General features: G+C 70.0%; 22 protein-coding genes. 20 read left to right on the top strand and 2 right to left on the bottom strand.

What is annotated here, in order from left to right:
• Positions 1 to 135 precede the first annotated feature (135 nt).
• The 6 genes from ACWA7K_RS01300 to zapE all read left to right on the top strand — a co-directional run bounded on the left by ACWA7K_RS01300 (position 136) and on the right by zapE (position 7,425).
• Positions 136 to 2,994, top strand: a complete 2,859-nt coding sequence (locus ACWA7K_RS01300; protein ID WP_456164878.1) for a 2-oxoglutarate dehydrogenase E1 component — start codon at positions 136 to 138, stop codon at positions 2,992 to 2,994.
• A 111-nt stretch (positions 2,995 to 3,105) separates the two neighbouring features.
• Positions 3,106 to 4,359, top strand: coding sequence for a 2-oxoglutarate dehydrogenase complex dihydrolipoyllysine-residue succinyltransferase (odhB, locus tag ACWA7K_RS01305; protein ID WP_456164880.1), 1,254 nt, complete (start codon positions 3,106 to 3,108; stop codon positions 4,357 to 4,359).
• Positions 4,360 to 4,367: 8 nt separating this feature from the next.
• Positions 4,368 to 4,502 carry a hypothetical protein gene (locus tag ACWA7K_RS01310; RefSeq protein WP_456164882.1) on the top strand — a complete coding sequence of 45 codons (135 nt, stop codon included), beginning with the start codon at positions 4,368 to 4,370 and terminating at the stop codon, positions 4,500 to 4,502.
• Between the two features lie 9 nt (positions 4,503 to 4,511).
• Positions 4,512 to 4,853, top strand: coding sequence for a PspC domain-containing protein (locus ACWA7K_RS01315; RefSeq protein ID WP_456164884.1), 342 nt, complete (start codon positions 4,512 to 4,514; stop codon positions 4,851 to 4,853).
• A gap of 24 nt (positions 4,854 to 4,877) precedes the next feature.
• Positions 4,878 to 6,305 (top strand): dihydrolipoyl dehydrogenase, encoded by a 1,428-nt coding sequence (gene lpdA / locus ACWA7K_RS01320; protein ID WP_456164886.1) that lies wholly within the window; start codon positions 4,878 to 4,880, stop codon positions 6,303 to 6,305.
• Between the two features lie 22 nt (positions 6,306 to 6,327).
• Complete coding sequence (gene zapE, locus ACWA7K_RS01325) at positions 6,328 to 7,425, top strand: cell division protein ZapE (RefSeq protein ID WP_456164888.1); 1,098 nt, start codon at positions 6,328 to 6,330, stop codon at positions 7,423 to 7,425.
• Between the two features lie 19 nt (positions 7,426 to 7,444).
• On the opposite strand, the gene ACWA7K_RS01330 is transcribed toward zapE, so the two are convergent.
• Positions 7,445 to 8,230, bottom strand: coding sequence for a PP2C family protein-serine/threonine phosphatase (locus ACWA7K_RS01330; RefSeq protein WP_456164890.1), 786 nt, complete (start codon positions 8,228 to 8,230; stop codon positions 7,445 to 7,447).
• Between the two features lie 170 nt (positions 8,231 to 8,400).
• Here ACWA7K_RS01330 and ACWA7K_RS01335 point away from each other — a divergent pair, with 170 nt between their 5' ends.
• The gene (locus tag ACWA7K_RS01335; protein WP_456164892.1) at positions 8,401 to 10,374 is read left to right on the top strand and encodes an ATP-dependent DNA helicase; all 1,974 of its coding nucleotides are present in this window, start codon (positions 8,401 to 8,403) and stop codon (positions 10,372 to 10,374) included.
• A 28-nt stretch (positions 10,375 to 10,402) separates the two neighbouring features.
• On the opposite strand, the gene ACWA7K_RS01340 is transcribed toward ACWA7K_RS01335, so the two are convergent.
• Positions 10,403 to 11,233 (bottom strand): outer membrane protein assembly factor BamD, encoded by an 831-nt coding sequence (locus tag ACWA7K_RS01340; protein ID WP_456164894.1) that lies wholly within the window; start codon positions 11,231 to 11,233, stop codon positions 10,403 to 10,405.
• A 72-nt stretch (positions 11,234 to 11,305) separates the two neighbouring features.
• Between ACWA7K_RS01340 and ACWA7K_RS01345 the strand changes: the two genes are divergently transcribed.
• The 13 genes from ACWA7K_RS01345 (at position 11,306) to hfq (ending at position 25,695) form a co-directional block, all read left to right on the top strand.
• Positions 11,306 to 12,352: an RluA family pseudouridine synthase gene (locus ACWA7K_RS01345; RefSeq protein ID WP_456164896.1), complete on the top strand. Its 1,047-nt coding sequence runs from the start codon at positions 11,306 to 11,308 to the stop codon at positions 12,350 to 12,352.
• A 315-nt stretch (positions 12,353 to 12,667) separates the two neighbouring features.
• Positions 12,668 to 13,288, top strand: a complete 621-nt coding sequence (scpB, locus tag ACWA7K_RS01350; protein ID WP_456164898.1) for an SMC-Scp complex subunit ScpB — start codon at positions 12,668 to 12,670, stop codon at positions 13,286 to 13,288.
• A gap of 9 nt (positions 13,289 to 13,297) precedes the next feature.
• On the top strand, positions 13,298 to 15,535 hold the full coding sequence (locus tag ACWA7K_RS01355) for a pseudouridine synthase (RefSeq protein ID WP_456164900.1): 2,238 nt from the start codon (positions 13,298 to 13,300) through the stop codon (positions 15,533 to 15,535).
• Positions 15,536 to 15,744: 209 nt separating this feature from the next.
• Positions 15,745 to 16,170, top strand: a complete 426-nt coding sequence (gene ndk, locus ACWA7K_RS01360; protein WP_456164902.1) for a nucleoside-diphosphate kinase — start codon at positions 15,745 to 15,747, stop codon at positions 16,168 to 16,170.
• Positions 16,171 to 16,237: 67 nt separating this feature from the next.
• Complete coding sequence (rlmN, locus tag ACWA7K_RS01365) at positions 16,238 to 17,410, top strand: 23S rRNA (adenine(2503)-C(2))-methyltransferase RlmN (RefSeq protein ID WP_456164904.1); 1,173 nt, start codon at positions 16,238 to 16,240, stop codon at positions 17,408 to 17,410.
• On the top strand, positions 17,407 to 18,306 hold the full coding sequence (gene pilW, locus ACWA7K_RS01370; RefSeq protein WP_456164906.1) for a type IV pilus biogenesis/stability protein PilW: 900 nt from the start codon (positions 17,407 to 17,409) through the stop codon (positions 18,304 to 18,306). Before rlmN ends, pilW begins: the two co-directional genes overlap by 4 nt.
• On the top strand, positions 18,299 to 19,333 hold the full coding sequence (locus ACWA7K_RS01375) for a helix-turn-helix domain-containing protein (protein WP_456164908.1): 1,035 nt from the start codon (positions 18,299 to 18,301) through the stop codon (positions 19,331 to 19,333). Before pilW ends, ACWA7K_RS01375 begins: the two co-directional genes overlap by 8 nt.
• Positions 19,334 to 19,362: 29 nt before the next feature.
• Positions 19,363 to 20,649, top strand: coding sequence for a flavodoxin-dependent (E)-4-hydroxy-3-methylbut-2-enyl-diphosphate synthase (ispG, locus tag ACWA7K_RS01380; protein WP_456168648.1), 1,287 nt, complete (start codon positions 19,363 to 19,365; stop codon positions 20,647 to 20,649).
• A 67-nt stretch (positions 20,650 to 20,716) separates the two neighbouring features.
• Positions 20,717 to 22,054, top strand: a complete 1,338-nt coding sequence (gene hisS / locus ACWA7K_RS01385) for a histidine--tRNA ligase (RefSeq protein ID WP_456164909.1) — start codon at positions 20,717 to 20,719, stop codon at positions 22,052 to 22,054.
• Positions 22,055 to 22,156: 102 nt separating this feature from the next.
• Complete coding sequence (locus tag ACWA7K_RS01390) at positions 22,157 to 22,831, top strand: YfgM family protein (protein ID WP_456164911.1); 675 nt, start codon at positions 22,157 to 22,159, stop codon at positions 22,829 to 22,831.
• Entirely contained in the window at positions 22,828 to 23,955 is a 1,128-nt protein-coding gene (locus tag ACWA7K_RS01395; protein ID WP_456164913.1) for a PQQ-binding-like beta-propeller repeat protein, read from the top strand. The genes ACWA7K_RS01390 and ACWA7K_RS01395 overlap by 4 nt, the downstream gene beginning before the upstream one ends.
• Before the next feature lie 37 nt (positions 23,956 to 23,992).
• Positions 23,993 to 25,339 (top strand): ribosome biogenesis GTPase Der, encoded by a 1,347-nt coding sequence (gene der / locus ACWA7K_RS01400; RefSeq protein WP_456164915.1) that lies wholly within the window; start codon positions 23,993 to 23,995, stop codon positions 25,337 to 25,339.
• Positions 25,340 to 25,452: 113 nt separating this feature from the next.
• Positions 25,453 to 25,695 carry an RNA chaperone Hfq gene (gene hfq / locus ACWA7K_RS01405; RefSeq protein ID WP_456164917.1) on the top strand — a complete coding sequence of 81 codons (243 nt, stop codon included), beginning with the start codon at positions 25,453 to 25,455 and terminating at the stop codon, positions 25,693 to 25,695.
• Positions 25,696 to 25,726: the final 31 nt, after the last annotated feature.

The raw sequence follows: 25,726 nt of genomic DNA on the forward strand, positions 1-25,726 counted from the left end.
GACTTGAGGTCCTTCCCGTCCCCTTCTCTGGCAACAGTCAAGGCGGGTCGCAATCCGCCAACCGGTCAAGCCGTGTCGCGGAAGGTTGTTCAACCCATCGAAGTCCTGGATACCGGGGCGAGAGGTGAGCGAAAGATGATGCAGCAATACAGGTCGAACTCCTACCTGTTCGGAGGCAACGCACCGTACGTCGAAGAGATGTACGAGGCCTACCTCGACAACCCCGGTTCCGTGCCGGACAAGTGGCGCGACTACTTCGACGCCCTCCAGCACGTGCCCGCCACCGACGGCTCCGACAGCCGCGATGTGGCCCACGCCCCCGTGATCGAGTCCTTCGCGCAGCGCGCCAAGGCCAACGCCTTCGCCCTGAAGGCCAGCGAAGCCGACCTCGCCGTCGCCCGCAAGCAGGTCCACGTCCAGTCCCTGATCGCCGCCTACCGCTTCCTCGGTTCGCGCTGGGCCGACCTCGACCCGCTCAAGCGCACCGAGCGCCCCAAGATTCCCGAGCTGGAGCCGGCGTTCTACGACCTGAGCGAGTCCGACATGGACATCACGTTCAGCGCCGCGAACACGTACTTCAGCAAGGCCGAGAACATGTCGCTGCGCGACATCCTGCAGGCCCTGCGTGACACGTACTGCGGCACCGTCGGCGCCGAGTTCATGCACATCACCGACCCGACCGAGAAGCGCTGGTGGCAGGAGCGTCTGGAAGCCAGCCGCAGCAAGCCGGTCTACACGGCCGAGGAAAAGAAGCACATCCTCGACCGCCTGACCGCCGCCGAAGGCCTCGAGCGCTACCTGCACACCAAGTACGTCGGCCAGAAGCGCTTCTCGCTCGAAGGCGGCGAGAGCTTCATCGCCTCGATGGACGAGGTCGTCCAGCGCGCCGGCAGCCACGGCGTGCAGGAGATGGTCATCGGCATGGCCCACCGCGGCCGCCTGAACGTGCTGGTGAACACCCTGGGCAAGATGCCCAAGGACCTGTTCGCCGAGTTCGACCACACCGCGCCGGAACACCTGCCCTCGGGCGACGTGAAGTACCACCAGGGCTTCTCGAGCGACATCTCCACGGCCGGCGGCCCGGTCCACCTGAGCCTGGCGTTCAACCCGTCGCACCTCGAGATCGTCAACCCGGTCGTCGAAGGCTCGGTCAAGGCCCGCATGGACCGTCGCGGCGACAAGACCGGCGACCAGGTCCTGCCGGTGCTCGTGCACGGTGACGCGGCCTTCGCCGGCCAGGGCGTCGTCATGGAGACGCTGGCGCTGGCGCAGACCCGCGGCTACTACACCGGCGGCACGCTGCACATCGTCATCAACAACCAGATCGGCTTCACGACCAGCGACCCGCGTGACAGCCGCTCGACGCTGTACTGCTCGGACGTCGTCAAGATGATCGAGGCGCCGGTGCTGCACGTGAACGGCGACGATCCCGAAGCCGTGGTGTTCTGCACCCAGCTGGCGATGGACTACCGCCAGCAGTTCAAGAAGGACGTCGTCGTCGACATCATCTGCTTCCGCAAGCTGGGCCACAACGAGCAGGACACGCCCAGCCTGACGCAGCCGCTGATGTACAAGAAGATCGCCCAGCACCCGGGCACCCGCAAGCTGTACGGCGACAAGCTGGTGGCCCAGGGCGTGCTGCCGGCCGACGGTCCGGACCAGATGGTCAAGGACTTCCGTGCCGCGATGGACGCGGGCAAGCACACGGTCGATCCGGTGCTGACCAACTACAAGAGCAAGTACGCGGTCGACTGGGCCCCGTTCCTCGGCAAGAAGTGGACCGACAGCGCCGACACCGCGCTGCCGATGGTCGAGGTCAAGCGCCTGGCCGAGCGCATCACGACGATCCCGGGCAACTTCAAGGTCCATCCGCTGGTCGAGAAGGTCATCGCCGACCGCGCCGCGATGGGCCGTGGCGAGATCAACGTCGACTGGGGCATGGGCGAACACCTGGCCTACGCCTCGCTGGTGGCCAGCGGCTATGCCGTGCGCCTGTCGGGCGAGGACTGCGGCCGCGGCACCTTCGTGCATCGCCATGCCGTGCTGCACGACCAGAACCGCGAGAAATGGGACATCGGCACCTACGTGCCGCTGCAGAACGTGGCCGAGAACCAGGCGCCGTTCGTCGTCATCGACTCGATCCTGTCGGAAGAGGCCGTGCTCGGCTTCGAATACGGCTACGCCAGCGCCGATCCGAACACGCTGACCATCTGGGAAGGCCAGTTCGGCGACTTCGTCAACGGTGCGCAGGTCGTGATCGACCAGTTCATCGCCTCGGGCGAGGTCAAGTGGGGCCGCGTCAACGGTCTGGTGCTGATGCTGCCGCACGGCTATGAAGGTCAGGGCCCCGAGCACAGCTCGGCGCGCCTCGAGCGCTTCATGCAGCTGGCCGCCGACACCAACATGCAGATCGTGCAGCCGACCACGGCCAGCCAGATCTTCCACCTGCTGCGCCGCCAGATGGTGCGCCCGCTGCGCAAGCCGCTGGTCATCATGACGCCCAAGTCGCTGCTGCGGAACAAGGACGCGACCTCGCCGCTGACCGAGTTCAGCAAGGGCGAGTTCCGCACCGTGATCCCGGAGCTGAACGCGGCCATCGACCCGGCCAAGGTCAAGCGCGTGATCGCCTGCTCGGGCAAGGTCTATTACGACCTGGTCAAGAAGCGCGAGGAGAAGAAGTCCGGCGACGTCGCGGTGATCCGCGTCGAGCAGCTCTATCCCTTCCCGCACAAGGCCTTCGCGACCGAGCTGAAGAAGTACCCGAACGCGACCGACGTGGTGTGGTGCCAGGACGAGCCGCAGAACCAGGGCGCCTGGTTCTTCGTGCAGCACCAGATCCACGAGAACATGCTCGAAGGCCAGAAGCTGGGTTATGCCGGCCGCGCCGCCTCGGCATCGCCGGCCGTCGGTTACGCCCACCTGCACCAGGAGCAGCAGAAGGCGCTGCTGGATCAGGCCTTCGGCAAGATCAAGGGCTTCGTGCTCACCAAGTGAGCTTCCGAGTGACGGGAGCGGGCGCTGCGCGCCGCTCCCGTCGCGTGTGTGTGCCCGGCTCCAGGCCGGGTGTCGAACGCGCCGCAACTCCCCGAACAAAAGAGATTCCAAATGGCCATCGTTGAAGTCAAGGTCCCCCAGTTGTCCGAGTCGGTCGCCGAGGCGACCCTCCTGCAATGGAAGAAGCAGCCCGGTGAAGCCGTGGCGATCGATGAAATCCTGATCGAGATCGAGACCGACAAGGTCGTGCTCGAAGTCCCCGCGCCGGCCGCCGGCGTGCTGGCCGCCCACGTGGTGGGCAATGGCGGCACGGTCGTCAGCGACCAGCTGATCGCCCAGATCGACACCGAAGGCAAGGCCGGCGCCGCCGCTCCGGCTGCTGCCGCTGCCGCCCCGGCCGCCGCACCTGCGGCCGCGCCGAGCGCCGACAAGTCCGGCGTCGCGATGCCCGCCGCCGCCAAGCTGCTGGCCGACAACAACCTGTCGGTCGGCGCCGTGGCCGGCACCGGCAAGGACGGCCGCGTCACCAAGGGCGACGTGCTGGGTGCCGTCGCCGCAGGGGCCGCCAAGCCCGCCGCCGCACCGGCCATCAGCGTGCCGGCCGCCTCGGCCGTGGCCAAGCCGCTGCCGGCCGTGGCCGCACCGTCCGCGCAGAACCTGGGCGACCGCCCGGAACAGCGCGTGCCGATGAGCCGCCTGCGCGCCCGCGTCGCCGAGCGTCTGCTGCAGTCGCAGTCGACCAATGCCATCCTGACCACGTTCAACGAAGTGAACATGGCGCCGCTGATGGACATGCGCAAGAAGTTCCAGGACAAGTTCGAGAAGGAACACGGCGTCAAGCTCGGCTTCATGAGCTTCTTCGTCAAGGCCGCCGTCCATGCGCTGAAGAAGTTCCCGGTGCTGAACGCTTCGGTCGACGGCAACGACATCGTCTACCACGGCTACTTCGACATCGGCATCGCGGTCGGCTCGCCGCGTGGCCTGGTGGTGCCCATCATCCGCAATGCGGACCAGATGAGCTTCGCCGACATCGAGAAGAAGATCGCCGAGTTCGGCCAGAAGGCCAAGGACGGCAAGCTGGGCATCGAGGAGCTGACCGGCGGCACGTTCTCGATCTCGAACGGCGGCACCTTCGGCTCGATGCTGTCGACGCCGATCATCAACCCGCCGCAGTCGGCCATCCTGGGCGTGCACGCGACCAAGGACCGCGCGGTGGTCGAGAACGGCCAGGTCGTGGTGCGCCCGATCAACTACCTCGCGATGTCCTACGACCACCGCATCATCGACGGCCGCGAAGCCGTGCTGGGTCTGGTGGCGATGAAGGAAGCGCTGGAAGACCCGGCGCGCCTGCTGTTCGACATCTGAAGCCGCGCATGAACCTGCTGCGCGACCCGATCTGGCGCCTGTGCTCCTCGCCGTACGGGAGTACGGCTGTGGTGCTCGACGCCACCTCGGGCCGCTCGCGACGGTTCCTGCACGACTTCAGCGCGTCGCTCAAGACTTTCTAGGAGCGCCTGATGAGCCTCGCCGACGAACTCCAGCAACTTGATGCGCTGCGCCAGCGCGGCGTGTTGAGCGAGGCCGAGTTCGCGCAGGCCAAGGCGCGGCTGCTGTCCGGCCAGGCGCCTGCACCGGCGGTGGTCGCCGGCAACGGCTTTCGCCGCACGGCCGACGACCGCTGGATCGCCGGTGTCTGCGGCGGTCTGGCGCGCCTGACCGGCGCCGAGTCGTGGCTGTGGCGGCTGGCCTTCGCGCTGCTCTTCCTGTTCGCCGGCACCGGCGGGCTGCTCTACCTCCTGCTGTGGATCTTCGTGCCGCTGGCCCCGTCGCCCGGCCCACGCTCCCACCTGACGCCCTGAGACGGGCGAGAACGATAGGTCACCATGTCCAAGTCCTTTGATGTCGTCGTGATCGGCGGCGGCCCCGGCGGCTACATCGCCGCCATCCGTGCAGCGCAGCTCGGCTTCAACGTCGCCTGCATCGACGAGTGGAAGAACGAGAAGGGCGGCCCCGCTCCCGGCGGCACCTGCACCAACGTCGGTTGCATCCCGTCCAAGGCGCTGCTGCAGTCCAGCGAGCACTTCGAGCACGCCGGTCACCACTTCGCCGAACACGGCATCGGCCTGTCGGACCTGAAGATCGACGTGGCCAAGATGGTCGGCCGCAAGAACACCGTCGTGAAGCAGAACAACGACGGCATCCTCTACCTGTTCAAGAAGAACAAGGTCAGCTTCTTCCACGGCCGCGGCTCGTTCGCCAAGGCGGTCGAGGGTGGCTACGAGATCAACGTCGCCGGCGCTGCGGCCGAGACGCTGACGGCCAGGCAGGTCATCCTCGCCACCGGCTCGAACGCCCGTGCGCTGCCCGGTGCGGCCTTCGACGAGGACAAGATCCTGTCGAACGACGGCGCGCTGCGCATCGGCGCGGTGCCCGCGAAGCTCGGCGTGATCGGCTCGGGCGTGATCGGCCTGGAGATGGGGTCGGTCTGGCGCCGCCTGGGTGCGCAGGTCACGATCCTCGAAGCCATGCCCGGCTTCCTCGGCGCGGCCGATGAAGGCGTGGCCAAGGAGGCGCTCAAGGCGTTCCAGAAGCAGGGCCTGAAGTTCGAGTTCGGCGTGAAGATCTCGAAGGTCGACAGCAGCGGCGACGGCGTGGTCGTCTCGTATGCCGATGCCAAGGGCGCCGAGCAGACGCTGGCGGTGGACAAGCTGATCGTCTCGATCGGCCGTGTCGCCAACACCATCGGCCTGAACACCGAAGCCGTCGGCCTGAAGCTCGACGAGCGCGGCGCGATCGTGGTCGACGACGAATGCCGCACCAACCTGCCCGGCGTGTGGGCGGTCGGTGACGTGGTGCGCGGCCCGATGCTGGCGCACAAGGCCGAGGAGGAAGGCGTGGCGGTGGCCGAGCGCATCGCCGGCCAGCACGGCCATGTCGACTTCTCGATCATCCCGTGGGTCATCTACACCAGCCCCGAGATCGCCTGGGTCGGCCGCACCGAGCAGCAGCTCAAGGCCGACGGCGTGGCCTACAAGGCCGGCCAGTTCCCCTTCCTGGCCAACGGCCGTGCGCGGGCGCTGGGCGACACCACCGGCTTCGTCAAGTTCCTGGCCGACGCCAAGACCGACGAGATCCTGGGCGTTCACATCGTCGGGCCGTACGCCTCCGAGCTGATCTCGGAAGCGGTCGTCGCGATGGCGTTCAAGGCCTCGGCCGAGGACATCGCGCGCATCTGCCACGCCCACCCGTCGCTGTCGGAGGCGACCAAGGAAGCCGCGCTGGCCGTCGACAAGCGCACGCTGAACTTCTGAGCTCCAGCCGGACAGCCTCGCCTTGAACGTCACCGATCTCTACCACCAGACCCTCGCCGAGCGCGGCTACCAGGCCGATCCGGCCCAGCTGCGCGCGGTGGCGGCGCTGCAGCGCTGCCAGGACGAGTGGGCGGCGTACAAGGCGCGGCGCAGCAATGCGCTGACCAAGGCGCTGGTGCGCCCGCCGATCCCGCGCGGGGTCTACATGTACGGCGGGGTGGGGCGCGGCAAGAGTTTCCTGATGGACGCGTTCTTCCAGGCCGTGCCGCTGCAGCGCAAGACGCGGCTGCACTTCCACGAGTTCATGCGCGAGGTGCACCGCGAGCTGCAGGACCTCAAGGGCACGGTCGACCCGCTCGACGAGCTGGGCCGGCGCATCGCCCGGCGCTTCCGGCTGATCTGCTTCGACGAGTTCCACGTCGCCGACGTGACCGACGCGATGATCCTGCACCGGCTGCTGGACGCGATGTTCCGCAACCGCGTGTCGATCATCACGACGTCGAACTTCCACCCCGACGGGCTCTACCCGAACGGTCTGCACCGCGACCGCATCCTGCCGGCCATCGAGCTGCTGAAGGCGCAGCTGGAGGTCATCAACGTCGACAACGGCACCGACTACCGGCGCCGCACGCTCGAACAGGTCGAGCTGTACCACTGCCCCCTCGGGCCGGACGCCGATGCCTCGCTGACGCGCACCTTCGAGGACCTGGCCGAGGCCCGCGACGAGGACCCGGTGCTCAACATCGAGCACCGCGTGATCCGCGCGCGTCGCAAGGCCGGTGGCGTGGTCTGGTTCGACTTCAAGGAACTGTGCGGCGGCCCGCGTTCGCAGAACGACTACCTCGAGCTGGCCACGCAGTTCCACACGCTGATCCTGTCGAACGTGCCGCTGATGCCGCCCAAGCTGGCCTCCGAAGCCCGCCGCTTCACCTGGCTGGTCGACGTGCTCTACGACCGGCGCGTCAAGCTGGTGATCTCGGCGGCCGTGCCGCCCGAGCAGCTCTACACCGAAGGCCCGCTGGCGCACGAGTTCCCGCGCACGGTCTCGCGCCTGACGGAGATGCAGTCGGCCGAATTCCTCTCGCTGGAGCGGCGCGACGTCGACACGTCGCTGACCTGAGCGGCGCGGCCGCAGCGGCTCAACCGCCGTCGTCCGGCGCGTCCAGCGCCTCGACCTTCACCAGCGCCAGCGAGACGTTGTCGCCGCCGCCCCGGGCCCGCTGGCGCGCCTTGGCGATCAGCATCTTGGTGGCGTCACGCGGCTTCAGCGCATGCGTGATCGTGCCCAGCTCGCGCGGGGTGAAGTAGTGCCACAGGCCGTCGCTGCACAGCAGGACGGTGTCGCCCAGTTCCAGCGTCTGCACCGGTTCGAGCGTGATCGGCGGGTCCTCGTCGGCGCCCAGGCAACCGGTCAGCAGGTGGCCGTGCGGGTGGTCGTTGGCCTCGTCCTCGGAGATCTCGCCCTGGTCGATCAGGCGCTGCACCAGCGAGTGGTCCAGCGTGCGCGTGACCATCTGCGGACCGCGGAACAGGTAGACGCGCGAGTCGCCGGCGTGGATCACGTGGCATTCGCGGTTCGGCAGCAGCAGCGCGGCGGCGATCGTGCTGTGCGGCTCCTGCTCGGAGGTGATCGCGGTCAGCTTGATCATCAGGTGCGATTCCTCGACCAGCCGCCTGAGCAGCGCCTCGGCGCTGTCCTTGACCGGCACGAAGCGCTCGAACAGCTGGCGCGCGATCAGCAGCACCTGGTCGGCGGCCTTGCGACCGCCGCTCTTGCCGCCCATGCCGTCGGCCAGGATCGCCAGCAGGCAGCCGGCCACGCGCGGATGTGCATAGACCTCGACCTGGTCCTGCTGATAGAGACGGTCTCCGCGATCGATCGCGGTGGCGGCCGTCAGCCGGTGTCCCGGCGCCAATGATTTCATGGTCGAAAACTATAATCGTGGACACGTTTTGCGCGTGCCGGCAACGCTGCACGTGGCAGCGCGACTCGCTGCATTGTCCACGCCGACGGGCATCCTGACGGCCTCGATCGCCCGCTCCTGACCTTGACGACATCCCCGACCTACCGCCCGACCGGCATGGCCCGCCGCTGATGGCCGCCGCCCGCAGCCCGCTCCAGGCCGAGGTGGTCGAGGCCTTCGCACCCGAAGGCCTGCTGGCCCGCAGCGATGCGCAGTTCCGCCCGCGCGAGGTCCAGACCCGGCTGGCTCTGGCCGTCGCGAAGGCGCTCGACGAGCGCAGCGTGCTCGTCGCCGAGGCCGGCACCGGCGTCGGCAAGACCTTCGGCTACCTCGTGCCGCTGCTGCTGTCGGGCCAGCGCGCGCTGGTCAGCACGGCCACCAAGAGCCTGCAGGACCAGCTGTTCCTGCGCGACCTGCCGCGACTGGCTCGCCAGCTGGGCCTGCCGGTGCAGATCGCCCTGCTCAAGGGCCGTGCGTCCTACCTGTGCCTGCACCGCCTGCAGCTGGCGCGCCAGCAGGCCGAACTGCCGGACCGCCAGTCGGTGCGCCTGCTCGCCCGCATCGAACAATGGGCGCAGACCACCCGCAAGGGCGATCTGGCCGAGCTTGACGTGCTGGACGACCGCTCGCCGATCGTGCCGCTGGTGACCTCCACGCGCGAGAACTGCCTGGGCAGCGAATGCCCCAGCTACCGCGACTGCCACGTCATGCTGGCCCGGCGCGAGGCGCTGCAGGCCGACCTCGTGGTCGTCAACCACCACCTCTTCTTCGCCGACCTGGCGCTGCGCGACACCGGCATGGCCGAGCTGCTGCCCAGCGTCGATGCGGTCGTGTTCGACGAGGCCCACCAGCTCAACGAGGCCGGCGTGCAGTTCCTGGGCCGCCACCTCGGCACCGGTCAGCTGCTGGACTTCAGCCGCGACCTGCTGGCCGCCGGGCTGGCCCATGCGCGCGGGCTGCAGGACTGGTCCGCCGTGGCCGGCCAGGTCGAACACGGCGCGCGCCGGCTGCGGCTGGCCTGTGCCGGCGAGCTGCGCGGATCGGTCCGGCTGCGCTGGGACGAACGCAGCCGCAGCGTCGACTTCAACGAGGCGCTCGAAGCCGCGCGGCTGGCCTGCGTCGCTGCGGTCGATGCGCTGGCACCGGTGGTCGAGGCGGCGCCCGAACTCGCCAAGCTGCGCGAGCGGGCTCAGGCGCTGAGCCAGCTGCTGGCCGGCTATGCGCATCCGGTGCCGCCGGGCCATGTCCGCTGGATGGACCTGACGCTGCACCAGGCGCGGCTGTCGGAGGCGCCGCTGGACATCCGCGAGACGCTGCGCGAGCAGGTCGAGGACGGCAGCCGGGCGTGGATCTTCACGTCGGCCACGCTGGGCGACGACGACGAGCTGAGCTGGTTCACGCGCAGCGCGGGCGTCGAGGACGCGCAGACCTTGCGCGTGGGCAGCCCCTTCGACTACCCGAGCCACGGCCGCCTCTACGTGCCGTCGTCGGTGCCGCGACCGAACGACCCGCGCCATCCGGCGGCGGTCGGCGCGCTGGCCGCGCGCTGCGCGACGGCGCTCGGCGGGCGCACCTTCGTGCTGACGACGACGCTGCGCGCGCTGCGCGAGGTCGGCGACCACCTGCGCGGCGTGTTCGCCGCGATGGCCGATCCGATCGAGGTCCTGGTGCAGGGCGAAGGTCCGAAGCGGGCCTTGCTGAGCCGCTTCCTGGCCGCGCCGCGCGCCGTGCTGGTCGGCTCGCACAGCTTCTGGGAAGGCATCGACGTGCCGGGCAAGGCGTTGCAGTGCGTGCTGATCGACAAGCTGCCGTTCCCGCCGCCGAACGACCCGCTGGCCGAGGCGCGCAGCCGCAGCCTGGAGGCGCAGGGCCAGTCGCCGTTCGACGACTACTTCGTGCCAGAGGCGGCGGTGGCGCTCAAGCAGGGCGCCGGGCGGCTGATCCGCAGCGAGACCGATCGTGGTCTGCTGGTCATCTGCGACACCCGGCTGCTGAGCATGGGCTATGGCCGGCGGCTGCTGGCGGCGCTGCCGCCGATGCCGATGGTCGAGAGCGAGGCCGAGGCGCTCGAATGGCTGCGCTCGCTGGCGACGGATCCGGCCTGAAACGGTTTGCCAGCGTCGCCTGTGGCGGTCAGCGTTTCACGACGGTGCTCGGCGCACTGTCCTCGCGCCGGGCCAGCCAGGCGCTCTTCGGGTAGCTGGTCTGCAGCACGCGCCAGGTGTCGTCGCGCAGGGCGGTCAGGCCGAGCTTGTCGTAGCTGCTGGCCATCAGGTACAGCGCCTCCTCGGCAGCCGGCACGCCGCGGAAGTCGACCAGCGCCTGCTGCGCCCGGTTGGCCGCCGCGACATAGGCGCCACGGCGGAAGTAGTAGCGCGCCACATGCACCTCGTGGGCGGCCAGCGAGTTGATGATGTAGTTGATGCGCACGCGGGCATCGGGGGTGTACTTCGAGTCGGGGTAGCGCTCGACCAGCTGCTTGAAGCTCTGGTAGGCCGACCGGGCGGCCTGCTGGTCGCGCTCGGACAGGTCGGTGCCGATGAGGTTGCCGAACAACCCGAGGTCATCGTTGAAGTTGATCAGGCCCTGCAGGTAGTACGCGTAGTCGGCCGCCGGGCTGGTCGGGTGCAGCTTCAGGAAACGTTCGACGGCGGCCAGCGCCTGGGCGCTCTCGCGCTGCTTGAAGTGCAGATAGGCCCGTTCGAGCTCGGCCTGCTGGGCCAGCAGCGTGCCAGCGGCCAGACCCTCGATGCGCTCGTAGAGCTTGATGGCCCGTTCGTTGGCGCCGGCGGCGGCCTCCTCGCGGGCCTCTTCATACAATTTCCCGACGTCGTTGTTCTCGGACAGCTTCTTCGGGTCGCTGCCGCAGGCACCGAGCAGCGCGGCCAGGGTCAGGGCGCAGGCCAGCAGGACGCGTGGGCCAGGGTTGTGGCGGCGGACCGTGCTTTGAAGGGCGCTGGACATGGCGTCTGCTCTCCGGCGGTCATGCGCCGGCATCGATGGAAACAAGCCGATGATTATAGGAAGGGGGTCCTCGTGACCTCGCCCACCGGGCACGACCCGGCCCTGGTCGACGACGAGGTCGACGAGGCCGTCGAACGTCGCACCACGCGCATCGACGTGTCGACCCACGGCCTGCGGCTGGACAAGCTGCTGGTGACGTTGGCGGGCGAGTTCTCGCGCAGCCACCTGCAGCACCTGATCGAGGCCGGCCACGTGCAGGTCGACGGCCGTGTCGCGACGCAGGCCTCGCGCAAGGTGACGGCCGGCCAGCAGGTCGAGGTCGCGCTGATGCCGACCGCGCAGAGCACGGCCTTCCGGCCCGAGCCGATCGCGCTGGCCATCGTCCACGAGGACGAACATCTGCTGGTGATCGACAAGCCCGCCGGCCTGGTCGTGCATCCCGCCGCCGGGCACTGGAGCGGCACGCTGCTGAATGGCCTGCTGGCCCATCACGCCGGCGCCGCTACGCTGCCGCGGGCGGGCATCGTGCACCGGCTCGACAAGGACACCTCCGGGCTGATGCTGGTGGCGCGCACGCTGGTCGCGCAGACCGCGCTGGTGCGCGCGATTGCCGATCGCCACGTGCATCGCGAGTACGTTGCGCTGGTCCATGGCGACGTGGCCGGCACGGCACCCGGCCGGCCGCTGCGCATCGACGCGGCGATCGGGCGTGATCCGGTCTCGCGCGTGAAGATGGCGCTGGTCGCCAGCGGCAAGCCGGCGATGACCGACGTGATGCGGCTCGGCGGCGGGTTGCTGCCGGCCGTCGCATCGGTCAAGGCCCGGGCCGTCAGCGCGGTGCATTGCAAGCTGCACACCGGTCGCACCCACCAGATCCGCGTCCACCTGGCCTCGCGCGGGCATCCGCTGCTGGCCGATGCGCTGTACGGCGGCGCGCCCGCGCTCGGCCTGACGCGCCAGGCGCTGCATGCGGCGCGGCTGTCGCTGGCGCATCCGGTCGACGGCCGCGCGCTGTCGTTCGAGGCCCCGCTTCCGTCCGACCTGTCACAGGCGTGGACACAGGCCTGCGGCTCGCCGTTCAGCGGCCTGCCGGCGTGGGACTACAATCCGCGTCGTTGAGTCGATGCAGCGCCCGCGCAGGCACCGATCCAGCCGGCAGAAGTCCCGCCGGCGCCGGATCCGGTGAACCGCCGAAGGCCTCGATCCGATGGGGCGAGATGAAGGCCGAGGCCTGGTCCCCATCACCCGCGACTCCGAACGAACAGCTTGAACAGTCCCTTGCCGGCATGCCGGCCTTCCGTGTGAAGGTCCGTGACGCGGCTCGCAGGGGACGATCCCAGCGCCGGCCGACAGGCCGAAACACAGCAACCGACCGGGCCAGGGGCCCGCACACACAGGCAGCCGGGATGGCGGCCAAGGTGACAGACCGACTTCATGAACACCCAGGATGCCCGACGCGTCCTCGAGACCGCGCTCATCTGTGCCCAGCAGCCGATGACGGTGCGCGAGATGCGCGTGCTCTTCGATGACGAGCTGGCCGCCGACACGGTGCGCGAGCTGCTCGACGATCTCGTGCGCGACTGGCGCGACCGTGGCGTCGAGCTGGTCTGCGTGGCCAGCGGCTGGCGTTTCCAGAGCCGGCCCGAGATGCGCGTCTACCTCGATCGCCTGCATCCCGAGAAGCCGCCGAAGTACACCCGCGCGACGCTCGAGACGCTGGCCATCATTGCCTACCGGCAGCCCGTCACGCGCGGCGACATCGAGGAGATCCGCGGTGTCACCGTCAGCAGCCAGATGATCAAGCAGCTCGAGGATCGCGGCTGGGTCGACACGATCGGCTATCGCGACGCTCCCGGCCGACCGGCCCTGCTGGCGACCACGCGCCAGTTCCTCGACGACCTGGGCCTGCGCTCGCTCGACCAGCTGCCCACGCTGGATGCGGTGCTGCCCGACCCCCAGAACCTGGCTGCGACATTGCCGCAGCAGACCTCCCTGCTCGACGCGCTCGAAGCCGATGTGGCTCCGGACGACGTCACCCCTTCCGAAGAGGCCTGAGGCCACACGATGAACGACCTGCCTGAATCCAACGATCCGACCGCCGCCGATCCTTCGGCCGGAACCGCGTCCGATGCCACGCCGGCTCCTCGTCGTCGTGCGCCTCGCAAGACGGCCGAGGCCACCGTGCCGGATGCCGCCGCTGCAGTTGTCGCTGCTGCGGATGTCGCGGCCGAGCCTGCCGCCAAGGCGCCGCGACGCCGCAGCCCGGCCCGCAGTGCCAGCCCGATCGAGCAGGCCGCAGCGGCCGCGGCCGAGTCGCTGGCCGCGCCCGTCGTGACCGAGCCGGTGGCGGAGGCGGTGGCCGAGGCCAAGCCCAAGGCGCCGCGCAGGCGCAAGGCGGCGGAGCCGGATGCTCCTGTCGAAGCGCTGGCGACGCCGGCCGCACCGGCCGCACCGGCTGCCGACGAGGCCGTCGCCGATGCGGTGCCCGCCAAGCGTCCCCGCAGCCGCAAGCCGGTCGCGGCGCAGGAGCCGACCGCAGCGCCGACCTCAGCGCTTGTGGCCGAGACCCCCGCAAGCGAGTCGACGGCCGAGCCGGCTGTCGAGGCGCAGGAAGCCGCTGCGGTCGAGGGCGAAGGCGCATCGGGCGATGGCCAGCAGGAACGCGGTCCGCGTCGCCGTGACCGCCGCAACCGCCGTGACCGCGACCGCGGTCCGCGTGATGTGGCCGTGGCGGCCGACGGTACCCAGGTGCCGGCCGATGCCACGCCGGTGGCCGCCGAGGCCGAGGTGCCGGTCGTTCCGGTCGACGCCGGCGAGCTGTTCGCCGAGGTGCTGTCCGGCCAGTTCGACGTCGAACCGGTCGAGGAAGCCGCCGCCGAGCCGACCAAGCGCGTGCTGCGTCCGGAACCCGAGGCGCCCAAGCTGCACAAGGTGCTGGCGCAGTCCGGTGTCGGCTCGCGCCGCGACATGGAGCAGCTGATCCAGGACGGCCAGGTGACCGTCAACGGCGAGGTCGCACACGTCGGCATGCGCATTGCCCACGGCGACCAGATCAAGATCGCCGGCCGCCCGGTCAAGGTGCGCATCGCCCCCGGCCCGGCCCGCATCCTGGCCTATCACAAGCCGGTCGGCGAGGTCGTCACCCACCACGACCCGGAAGGCCGCCCGACCGTGTTCCGCGGCCTGCCGCGCCTGCCGTCGGGCAAGTGGCTGTCGGTCGGTCGTCTGGACATCAACACCGAAGGCCTGCTGCTGTTCACCAGCTCGGGCGAGCTGGCCAACCAGCTGATGCACCCGCGCTTCGGCGTCGAGCGCGAGTACGCCGTGCGCGTGCTTGGCAAGCTGGAGGAGGGTGACCGCGCCCAGCTGCTCGAAGGCGTCGAGGTCGACGGCCAGCGCGCCGCCTTCAAGGCCATCGCCGACGGCGGTGGCGAAGGCGTCAACCACTGGTACCGCGTGATCATTGCCGAAGGCCGCAACCGCGAGGTCCGCAAGCTGTTCGATGCCGTCGGGCTGACGGTCAGCCGCCTGATCCGCATCCGCTACGGCACCGTCGTGCTGCCGCGCGGCCTCAAGCGTGGCGTTTGGGTCGAGCTCGGCGAGGACGATGTGCGGGCGATCCGCCGGCTGGCGCATGCGCCGCGCGACGGGCAAGGTCAAGGTCAAGGTCAAGGTCAGCGCGATGCGCAGGGCGGCGAGGCCCTGCAGGGCCAGTCGCAACCGTCACAACAGCCGCGTGGCCAGCAGCCGCAGCAGCAGCGCGGCCAGCAGCAGGGCAAGGGCCAGGGCCAACAGGGCCAACAGGGCCAGAGGCACCAGGGCGGCCAGGGCGGACCGAACGGTCGCCAGGGCGGCCAGGGTGGCCAAGGTGGTCAGCAGGGCCAGGGCAAGCAGCGCAACAAGAACGGCAAGCCGGGCTTTGGCGGCCAGGGTGGCCAGGGCGGCAACTTCGAGCAGCGCCGCCCCGACGCACGCGCCGACCAGCGCCCGATGCGCGCCGAGCCGTCGGTGCCGCGCGACGACCTGGACGACGACGACGGCCCGATGTACATCCCGAACCCGCTGGAGCAGACCTTCGATCGCCGCTTCGCGACCGGCTCCAAGCGCATCTCCGCCGGCTTCGGTCGCCCGACCGAGGAACCGGTCGGCGGACGCGGCAACGGCCCTCGCAAGGGCGCCGGCGGTGGCCCGCGCGAGCCCGATCCGCTGCAGACCTCGGTGGGCTACATCGGCGCCGATGCCTACTTCACCAAGCCGGGTGGTGGCGGCAAGAACCGCGGCGGCGGCGGTCGACGCCGCTGATCGGCGCCCGGCCCGCAAGCCTCGCGCCGGGCGGCCCCCGAACGTCGCCCGACCTGACCCTGCATCGGGGTCCGGCAAGCCCGGATCCCCGATGTTCCCTTGACGGCGCCAGCAGACCCAAGCGGTCATGGGCCGTCACGCACGGCGGCTAAAATCGCCGGCTTTTCGTCAACACCCGGTCCCACGAGAACCGGTCCCTGGAGAACTACATGGCCATCGAACGCACCCTGTCCATCATCAAGCCCGACGCCGTCGCCAAGAACGTCATCGGCCAGATCTATTCCCGCTTCGAGGGCGCTGGCCTGAAGATCGCCGCCGCCCGTCTGGCCCAGCTGTCGCGCGCCGAAGCCGAAGCCTTCTACGCGGTGCACAAGGCTCGTCCGTTCTTCAACGACCTGGTCAGCTTCATGATCTCGGGCCCGGTGATGATCCAGGTGCTCGAAGGCGAGAACGCCATCCTGAAGAACCGCGAGCTGATGGGCGCCACCGACCCGAAGAAGGCCGACAAGGGCACGATCCGCGCCGACTTCGCCGACAGCATCGACGCCAACGCCGTGCACGGTTCGGATGCCGCCGAGACCGCCGCCGTCGAGATCGCCTTCTTCTTCCCGGCGATGTCGGTCTACAGCCGCTGATGCGGCAGCGGGCGAGGGCGCCTGCCCAGGCGCGTCGCCCGCGATCCGGTTCTCTCATCTGCCCGACATGACCGCCGTCAACCTGCTGGACTTCGACCTCGACGCGCTGACCGCCTGGTGCGAGCAGCTCGGCGAGAAGCGCTTCCGCGCCGTCCAGCTGTTCCGCTGGATCCACCAGCGCGGCGCATCCGACTTCGCGCAGATGAGCGACCTGGCCAAGAGCCTGCGCGGCAAGCTGGCCGACCAGGCGGTCGTGCAGCCCTTGCCGGTCGTCTCCGAGCACCGCTCGGCCGACGGCACGATCAAGTGGCTGTTCGACGTCGGTGACGGCAATGCCGTCGAATCCGTCTACATCCCCGAGGACGACCGCGGCACGCTGTGCGTGTCGTCCCAGGCCGGTTGCGCCGTGGGTTGCCGCTTCTGCTCGACCGGGCACCAGGGCTTCTCGCGCAACCTCTCGACCGGCGAGATCCTCGCCCAGCTCTGGTTTGCCGAGCACACGCTGCGGCGCGAACAGGGCACCGGCGCCGGTGACCGCGTCATCACCAACGTCGTGATGATGGGCATGGGCGAGCCGCTGCAGAACTACGGCGCGCTCGTGCCGGCGCTGCGCGTGATGCTCGATGACCACGGCTACGGCCTGTCGCGCCGCCGCGTGACCGTCTCCACCTCCGGCGTCGTGCCGATGATGGACCGCCTGCGCGACGACCTGCCGGTGGCGCTGGCCGTGTCCCTGCATGCCGGCGACGACGCGCTGCGCGACGTGCTGGTGCCGCTGAACCGCAAGTACCCGCTGGCCGAGCTGCTCGGCGCCTGCCAGCGCTACCTGGTGCGCGCGCCGCGCGACTTCATCACCTTCGAATACTGCATGCTCGACGGCGTCAACGACAGCGACGCCCAGGCGCGCGCGCTGCTCGATCTGGTCGGCCCGCGTGGTCCCGTCGGCCGTGTGCCGTGCAAGTTCAACCTGATCCCGTTCAACCCGTTTCCGGCGTCCGGCCTGAAGCGTTCGCCGAACGCGCGCGTGCAGGCCTTCGCCCAGATCCTGATCGACGGCGGGCTGGTGACCACGGTGCGCAAGACCCGGGGTGACGACATCGATGCGGCCTGCGGTCAGCTTGCCGGCGAGGTGCAGGACCGCACCCGCGCCCATGAGCGCATGACCCGTGCCCCGATCCGCGTCGTGCGCGACGCGGCGGTGACGGGCAGCTCGGCCGTTCCCGGAGACCTTCCCACATGAGCCTGCGCATGACCTTCCCGCACCGCCGTCCTGGCGCGGCCTTCGTGTGGCTGGCGGTCATGGCGCTGGGGCTCCTGTCGGCCTGCACGACCACGACCGAGGTGGTCAACACCAGCGTGGGCGACACCGTCCAGACGCCGCCTCCCGCGCCGGTTAGCACGCCGGCGCCGCTGCCGGGCACGTCCCGGCCGGACCTGGTGACCTCGTCGGACGAGACCGACAGCGCCAAGCGCTCGCGCATCCGCCTCGAACTGGCGGCGGCCTACTTCGGCCAGGGCCAGGCGGCGACCGCGCTGGACGAGGTCAAGCGTGCGCTGCAGGCCGATCCGAACAACGGCTCGGCCTACAACCTGCGTGGCCTGATCTACGCCGCGATGTCCGAGGACGGGCTGGCCGACGAGAGTTTCCGGCGCGCGCTGGCCCTCAACGCCAGTGACGCCGACGCGTCCCACAACTACGCCTGGTTCCTGTGCCAGAAGCGCCGCTACCCCGAGGCGCGGCGCTACTTCGAGCAGACGCTGGCACTGCCGCGGTATCGCGAGCAGGCCAAGACGCTGCTCGCGCAAGGCGTCTGCGAGGCCCGGGCCGGCGACCTGTCGGCCTCCGAGCGCCTGCTGGCGCGTGGCTTCGAGCTCGACACCGGCAACCCGGCGATCACCTACAACCTGGCCGAGGTGCTGATGCGTCGCGGCGACCTGGACCGCGCGCGGTTCTACATCCAGCGGCTCAATGGCGACGGCAACCTGTCCAGCGCCGAGACGCTGTGGCTGGGCGCCCGCATCGAGCATCGGCGCAACGACGTGGCCGCCACCGAGGATCTCGGCCGGCAGCTGCGCACCCGTTATCCGGGCTCGCGCGAGAGCGCGGCGTTTGAACGAGGTCTATTCGATGAGTGAAGCCACGCCAGCCCCGGTTCCGCCCGCCGGTGCCACCGGTCCGGACGGCAGTGCCGGCGCCATGCTGCGCGCCGCCCGCGAACAGCGCGGTCTGGAACTCGACCAGCTGGCGCTGCTGCTGAAGGTGCCGGTCCGCAAGCTGGAAGCCCTGGAGGCCGACCGGCTCGACGAACTGCCCGGCGTCGCCTTCATCCGCGGCCTGGCGACCTCGATCGCCCGCCAGCTCGAGATCGACCCGGCCCCGGTGCTCGCCGCCCTGCCGACGGCCCGCGTGGCGCCGGTCGCGCTGGAGACGGTCACGCGCGGCCTGGCCACGCCCTACCGCGAGCCCTTCGACAGCCAGCGCCTGACGAACTGGCGCAACTGGCTGCGCCCGAACCTGATCGCGCCGCTGGCGCTGCTGGTGCTGGCACTGCTGGTCTGGCAGGCGCCCGCCGCGTCGACCTGGCTGCCGAGCGGTCTGGTGCAGGCCTGGTCGGGACTGAAGGAACGCCTGTCGGGCGAAGGCTCCGGCGCCGAGCCGGGCGTGGCGGGTTCGGGTGGTGCGGCCGTGACCGAGACCTCGCCGGTGCCGGCGGCTGCGGCCAGCGATGCGATGGCCTCGGCCGATGGTGGCGACAGCGGTGGCGCGGTGGCCGTTGCCGGTGCGCCGAGCGCCGTGATCGAGACCGTGCATTCCGCCCCGCGCGAGGAACTGTTGCCGGCGCCGCCGGCCGCATCGGCGACGGGCAAGAACGCGGCCAAGGCTGCCGCAGCGGCATCGGCCGCCGAAGCGAGCCGGGCCGGCTACGCGCGCACCGTGGTGCTGCGCACGCGGGCCGATTCGTGGATCGAGGTCCGCGACGCGGCCGGCGCCGTGCTGCTGTCGCGCATGCTGCCGGCCGGCGAGACCGTCGGCCTGGAAGGCAGCCTGCCGATCCGGCTGAAGATCGGCAACGCCGAGGGCACCGAGGTGCTGTTCCGCGGCAAGCCGGTCGACCTGGCTCCGCTGACGCGCGAGAACGTCGCGCGGGTCGAACTGAACTGACGGGTGTGCACATGGCCAACGAGAGCACGATGACCGGCCTGGATCCGGAGCGCGAACCGATCGCCCTGGGCGAACCTGCGCCGCGCCGCAGCCTGCAGGCCCGCGTGGTCTGGGGTTCGCGCGTGGTGACGATCGGCGGCGACGCGCCGGTGCGGGTCCAGTCGATGACCAACACCGACACCGAGGACGTGATCGGCACGGCCATCCAGGTCAAGGAACTGGCGATCGCCGGCTCCGAGCTGGTGCGCATCACGGTCAACACGCCCGAGGCGGCGGCCGCCGTCCCGGCGATCCGCGAGCAGCTCGACCGCATGGGCATCGACGTGCCGCTGGTCGGCGACTTCCACTACAACGGCCACCGCCTGCTGACCGAGTTCCCGGAGATGGCGCGCGCGCTGTCGAAGTACCGCATCAACCCGGGCAACGTCGGCAAGGGCGACAAGAAGGACCGCCAGTTCGCGATGATGGTCGAGGCCGCCGTGCGATACGACAAGGCGATCCGCATCGGCGTGAACTGGGGCAGCCTGGACCAGGAACTGCTCGCCCGCCTGATGGACGAGAACCAGCGCCGCGCCCGGCCCTGGGAGGCACGCCAGGTCATGTACGAGGCGCTGATCCAGTCGGTGCTGGAGTCGGCCGCCGCGGCGGTCGAGCTGGGCATGAACCCGGCGCAGATCATCCCGAGCTGCAAGGTCAGCGGCGTGCAGGACCTGATCGCCGTCTACCGCGCGCTGCGTCCGCGCTGCGACTACCCCCTGCACCTGGGCCTGACCGAGGCTGGCATGGGCACCAAGGGCACCGTCGCCTCGGCCGCCGCGCTGTCGGTGCTGCTGCAGCAGGGCATCGGCGACACCATCCGTGTCAGCCTGACGCCGCAGCCCGGCGAGGCCCGCACGCAGGAGGTCGTCGTCGCCCTCGAGATCCTGCAGGCGCTCGGGCTGCGCAGCTTCGTGCCCAGCGTGACCGCCTGCCCCGGCTGCGGTCGCACCACCAGCACGACCTTCCAGGAACTGGCCAAGCAGATCGACGACTACCTGCGCGCCCAGATGCCGGTCTGGCGCGTCCGCTACCCCGGCGTCGAGAAGATGAAGGTCGCGGTGATGGGCTGCATCGTCAACGGCCCGGGCGAGAGCAAGCACGCCGACATCGGCATCAGCCTGCCCGGCACCGGCGAGGCCCCGGCCGCGCCGGTCTTCATCGACGGCGAGAAGGCCATGACCTTGCGCGGCGAGGGCATCGCCACCGAGTTCCAGACCATCGTCGAGCAGTACATCGAGCGCCGCTACGGCGCCGCAGCGGCCAGCGCCAGCGCCTGATCCCGGCGCCTGCCCCGCGCGCGGCGGCCCGTGGCCGCCGCTTTCACTTGGACGAGAAGACGCACACATGAGCGAGAAGATCCTGGCCGTCAAAGGCATGAACGACATCCTGCCGGCCGGCCTGCCGCGCAAGGAGAAGCTGCCCGACTCGGCGCTGTGGCGCTGGTTCGAGAACACCGTTCAGGCGGTGCTGGCGCGCCACGGCTACCAGTACCTGATGACGCCGATCGTCGAGCCGACGGCGCTGTTCGTGCGGGGCATCGGCGAGGCCACCGACATCGTCGAGAAGGAGATGTACTCCTGGACCGACGCGATGAACGGCGACCGCCTGACGCTGCGCCCGGAGATCACCGCCGGCATCGTGCGCGCGATGGTCGAGCACAACGCGCTCTACAACGGCCCGCTGCGGGTCTGGGGCATCGGCCCGGTGTTCCGCCATGAACGGCCGCAGAAGGGTCGCTACCGCCAGTTCCACCAGCTCGATGTCGAGGCGCTCGGCTTTGCCGGCCCGGATGTCGATGCCGAGCTGATCCTGATGGTCCGCCAGCTCTGGCACGCGCTCGGCCTGAAGGTTGGCGACGGCCCGGACTGCCATGTCCGCCTGGAGCTCAACAGCCTGGGCCAGCCGGTCGAACGGGCGGCCCATCGCGCCGCGCTGATCACCTACTTCGAGGCTCACGCCGACCAGCTCGACGAGGACGCCCGGCGCCGTCTGCACAGCAACCCGCTGCGCATCCTCGACAGCAAGAACCCGGCGATGCAGGCGCTGGTCGAGGCCGCGCCCAAGCTGCAGGAACATCTCGGCGACGAGTCGAAGGCGCACCTGGCCGCCGTCTGCGCGGTGCTGGACGCGGCCGGGCTGCCCTACCGCATCAACCCGCGCCTGGTGCGCGGGCTGGACTACTACAACCTGACGGTGTTCGAGTGGATCACCGAGCAGCTCGGCTCGCAGGGCACGGTCTGCGGCGGTGGTCGCTACGACGGCCTGTTCGAGCAGCTGGGCGGCAAGTCCACGCCGGCCATCGGCTTCGGCCTGGGCATCGAACGCCTGCTGCTGCTGCTGCAGGAACTGGGCGTGCCGGTGCCGGGCGCCCAGCCCGACGCCTACGCCATCGTCCCCGACGCGGCCGCGCTGCCGCAGGCGATGGTCGCGCTCGACCGGCTGCGTGCGGCCGGCGTCTCGGTGCAGATGCACGCGGGCGGTGGTTCGTTCAAGTCGCAGTTCAAGAAGGCCGATGCCAGCGGTGCCCGCCACGCGCTGGTCTTCGGTGCCGACGAGCTCGCCCAGGGCATGGTGGCCGTCAAGCCGCTGCGCGAAGGCGGCGCGGCCCAGCGCCTGTGCCCCCTGGACGGGGTCTCCGGCTGGGCCGCCGAACTCCTGGCCGGCCCGGGCCAGCCCGCATAATCTTGGGTTCGGTCCGGAGTCCGGGCCGTGCCACTTTCATCCACCGCAGCGAGCCGATCCAGCCGCCGCGGTGCCGCTATCCGAACGTCCCTCAGGCACTGCATGGCCACGCACCTCGACCTCGAAGAACAGGAACAGATCGATCAGCTCAAGCACTTCTGGAAGCGCTGGGGCGACGTCATCAGCTGGGGCCTGGTGCTCGTGCTGGGCGCCTACGCCGCCTGGTCGGGCTGGCAGTGGTGGCAGCGTGACCAGGCCAGCAAGGCCAACGGCATGTACGACGAGGTCGAACGCGCCGTGCTGGTCGGTGATGCCGACCGCGCCGCCAAGGTCTTCGAGGACCTGAAGTCGCGTTATGCCGGCACCGCCATCGCCGGTCAGGCCGGTCTGCTGACCGCCAAGGTGCAGGCCGACAAGGGCCAGGCCGAGGCCGCCCGCACGACGCTCGCCTGGGTCGCCGACCAGGCCAGCGTGCGCGAGTACCAGGTCGGCGCGCGCCTGCGTCTGGCCGCGCTGCTGCTCGACGCCGGCAAGGCCGAGGAGGCGCTGAAGGTGCTGCCGACCGATCTGCCCGAAGGCTACGAGGCGCTGGTCGCCGACCGCCGGGGCGACATCCAGATCGCGCTCGACAAGAAGGCCGACGCCATCAAGTCCTACGAGCAGGCCTACAAGGCGATGGACCCGACGCTGGACTACCGCCGCCTGATCGAGGCCAAGCTGATCGCGCTGGGCGCCGCCCCGGCGGTCGACGCCGCCGCGTCCGGAGCGCAGCCGTGAGATCGGCCGCCCGCCTCGTCCTGGCGGCAACGCTGATCGGCGCGGCCGGGCTGCTGGCCGGCTGTGGCGCAGCGCCGCCCAAGCCCGCTCCGCTGGAGAACGTCCCCGCGAAGATCGCCGGCAAGCAGGTCTGGCGCGCGTGGCTCGGCGGCGCGCCGCTGCCGGGGCTGACCGTGGCGGTCCAGGGCGACCGGTTCCTGGTGGCCACGCGCGACGGGCTGATCCTGGCACTGGATGTCGCCACCGGCACCGAACGTGCCCGCATCGCGGTGGGCGAGGCGCTGACGGCCGGCATCGGCACCGACGGCCGCTTCCTGGCCGTGGTCGGCGCCAGCAACGACCTGATCGTCTACGAGGGCGGCAAGGTGCGCTGGCGCAGCCGGCTCGGCTCGCGCGCGGTGACCGCGCCGCTGGTGGCCGGCGAGCGTGTGTTCGTCCAGCGTGTCGACCGCACGATCGAGGCTTTCGACGCGCTCGACGGCCGCAAGCTCTGGAGCCTGTCGCGCAGCGGCGAGCCGCTGGCGCTGGCGCAACCCGGCGTGCTGCTGCCCTTCAAGGACACGCTGCTGGCCGGCCAGGGCCCGCGCCTGCTGCAGATCGATCCGCTGCTGGGGACCTTGCGCCAGGAAGTGGCGCTGCCGGCCCAGCGCGGCACCAACGAGGTCGAACGTCTCTCCGATCTGGTCGCACCCTCGGTGCGCACCGGCGACGTGCTGTGCCTGCGGGCCTTCCAGTCCTCGGTCGGCTGTGTCCAGGTCGAACGCAACCAGCTGCGCTGGAGCCGCAACTTCGGCGGCTACCAGGGCGTCGCGGCCGATGCCGATGTGCTGGTGGCGGCCGACGGCAGCGACCGCATCAGCGCCTGGAAGGCGTCGACCGGCGACCTGCTGTGGAGCCACGAGCGCCTGCGCAACCGGGGCCTGAGCGCGCCGCTGATCAGCGGCAGCACGGTGGTCTTCGGCGACTTCGAGGGCTGGCTCCATTTCTACGGCCGCGAGCGGGGCGACAGCCTGCTGCGCCTGCCCACCGACGGCAGCGGCATCGCCGTGCCGCTGGTGCGCTCGGGCACCACGCTGCTGGCCATCACCAAGTCGGGTGGCGTCCACGCCTTCCGGCCCGAATGAGCGGGCGCGTCGCCGCCCGCTTGCAAGAGAGCCCATCATGAAACCGGTCATTGCCCTCGTCGGACGACCCAACGTCGGCAAGTCCACCCTGTTCAACCGACTCACCGGCAGCCGCGACGCGATCGTGGCCGACTTTGCCGGCCTGACCCGTGACCGCCACTACGGCGACGGCAAGGTCGGCAAGCACGAATTCATCGTCATCGACACGGGCGGCTTCGAGCCCGACTCGACCGCCGGCATCTTCAAGGAAATGGCCAAGCAGACCCGCCAGGCCGTGGCCGAGGCGGATGCGGTCGTCTTCGTGGTCGACGTGCGGGCCGGTCTCTCGGCCCAGGACCACGACATCGCGCGTTACCTGCGCGGCGCCAACAAGCGTGTCCTGCTGGCGGCCAACAAGGCCGAGGGCATGCAGGAATCGCCGCTGCTGGCCGAGTTCTACGAGCTGGGCATCGGCGACCCGCACCCGGTCTCGTCGGCCCACGGCCAGGGCGTGCGCAGCCTGATCGAGGCGGCGCTCGAGGACTTCTTCCCGGAAGACGACGAGGACGACGACGAGGCCGTGCCCGACGAGGACCGGCCGGTGCGGCTGGCTGTCTGCGGTCGCCCGAACGTCGGCAAGTCGACGCTGATCAACACCTGGCTGGGCGAGGAGCGGCTGGTCGCCTTCGACCTGCCCGGCACCACGCGCGACGCCATCACCGTGCCGTTCGAGCGCGACGGCAAGCGCTACGAGATCATCGACACGGCCGGCCTGCGTCGCAAGGGCAAGGTGTTCGAGGCGATCGAGAAGTTCTCGGTCGTCAAGACGCTGCAGGCCATCGCCGATGCCAACGTCGTGCTGCTGCTGATCGACGCGATCGAGGGCGTGTCCGACCAGGACGCGCACATCGCCGGCTATGTCCTCGAATCGGGCCGCGCGGTGGTCATCGCGGTCAACAAGTGGGACGCGATCGACAGCTACCAGCGCGAGATGCTGGAGCGCTCGATCGAGTCGCGCCTTTCGTTCCTGAAGTTCGCGCCGATCGTGCACATCTCGGCCAAGCGCCGCCAGGGCCTCGGCCCGCTGTGGCAGGCGATCGACGCGTCGTGGGCCTCGGCGACCTGCAAGATGCCGACGCCGCAGCTGACGCGCCTGCTGCAGGACGCGGTGTCCTACCAGCAGCCCAAACGGGCCGGCGCCTTCCGCCCCAAGCTGCGATATGCGCACCAGGGCGGCCAGAACCCCCCGATCGTGGTGGTCCACGGCAATGCGGTCGAACACGTCACGGACGTCTACAAGCGCTACCTCGAAGGCCGCATCCGCGAGCACTTCAAGCTGGTCGGAACGCCGTTGCGCATCGAGATGCGCAGCTCGCACAACCCCTTTGCCGACGACGATCGCTGAGCCCTTCCGGTGGCTTTCCGGAACCATGACAGGGCGATGTCCGGCCGGGCAGATCGGCGGAAACCCTGTGTTATGGTGCACCTCTTCTGAACTCTTTCAACACGGAGAATATCGTGAGCAACAAAGGCCAACTCTTGCAGGATCCCTTCCTGAACCTGCTGCGCAAGGAGCACGTGCCCGTGTCGATCTACCTCGTCAACGGCATCAAGCTCCAGGGCCACATCGAGTCCTTCGACCAGTACGTGGTCCTGCTGCGCAACACGGTCACCCAGATGGTCTACAAGCACGCGATCTCCACCGTCGTGCCCGGGCGTCCGGTGAACTTCCACCCGAACGACACCCCGGAAGCCGCCTGATCTTCGGCGCCCCCCCGATCCGTCCCCTCCC

It is taken from the genome of Leptothrix mechoopdaensis (SeqCode) (assembly GCF_053893855.1).